Genomic DNA, 1,004 nt, shown 5'->3' with positions numbered 1-1,004 from the left:
GGGAACGCCCGCCTGGGACGTCGCGCGGATCGACCGGACATTCGCGGAGACCTTCGTCCTGAGATCCGAGCTCCTAGTCGCGAGTTGCAGCGACGGCATCGTCGGCTGTTGCACCTTGTCGGCCGAGGATCCCGAGTTCTGGCCCGACGCCCTCAAGGGGGAGGCCGCATATCTGCACAAGCTCGCGGTGCGACGGACACATGCGGGCCGGGGTGTCAGCTCCGCGCTGATCGAGGCTTGCCGCCATGCCGCGCGAACGCAGGGGTGCGCCAAGCTGCGGCTCGACTGCCACCCGAACCTGCGTGGCCTATACGAGCGGCTCGGATTCACCCACGTCGACACTTTCAATCCCGGCTGGGATCCAACCTTCATCGCAGAACGCCTAGAACTCGAAATCTAACGTCCGTTCGGGCATCGAGGTCCATGTCGGGGTGGGACGGGCCCGTGGCTTCAAGATCACTTGCAGTCCGACCGCGATGTCTTGGTTGCGCGAGAGGTTGTCGACAGGCCATGCTGAGTGTGCGATGGTTGATCGCTTCCTCGCCGCTCTCCACGGCGACGATGGCCGCCGCCATCAGCAAGTGCGCCAGTTCCCCTATGGTGCCCTCGCTGCGTGTGAGCAGGTAGCGAGCCATGTCCAGCGTGGCAATTGGGGAAGGCCGGCGCAGCGGGAGCGAAGCGGCGAAGCTGGCCAGCAGTGAGCAGCAATCGTCGTTGGCCTCCCATACCGGCAGCATCATCGGCTCGAAGCGATTTTCCAACTGGTCATCGGAGCGGATGGCTAGGTAGGCGTCGCGCGTGCCTACCCCAACCAACGGGATGCGCAGTTCGTTGCCGAGGAAGCGCAGCAGGTTGAGGAATTCCCGGCGGTTGACGCTGTTGCCGGCCAGCACGTTGTGCAGCTCGTCGATCACCAGCATGCGCACGCCGACCTTGCGCAGCAGTGCCAGAGCCAGTTGCTCCATTTCCGGCAACCGTGGGCGTGGGCGCAGCGGCGCGCCCAT

2 protein-coding genes are annotated in these 1,004 nt (G+C 65.0%); one reads left to right on the top strand and one right to left on the bottom strand.

Annotation, left to right across the window (positions count from 1 at the left end; translation table 11 throughout):
- Window positions 1-400, top strand: a 400-nt coding sequence (locus PG887_RS22460; RefSeq protein ID WP_058671088.1) for a GNAT family N-acetyltransferase, incomplete at its 5' end; no start/stop codon positions are given.
- Here the strand turns inward: PG887_RS22460 and PG887_RS22455 are convergent.
- Window positions 369-1,004, bottom strand: a 636-nt coding sequence (locus tag PG887_RS22455) for a TniB family NTP-binding protein (RefSeq protein WP_195759430.1), incomplete at its 5' end; no start/stop codon positions are given. The two genes, PG887_RS22460 and PG887_RS22455, sit on opposite strands and share 32 nt — an antisense overlap.

It is taken from the genome of Aeromonas sp. QDB14 (assembly GCF_027707845.1).
Taxonomy (GTDB): domain Bacteria; phylum Pseudomonadota; class Gammaproteobacteria; order Enterobacterales; family Aeromonadaceae; genus Aeromonas; species Aeromonas caviae.
Note: the sequence above shows the minus strand (reverse complement) of the source record. Positions and strands in the feature narration are given on the sequence as shown.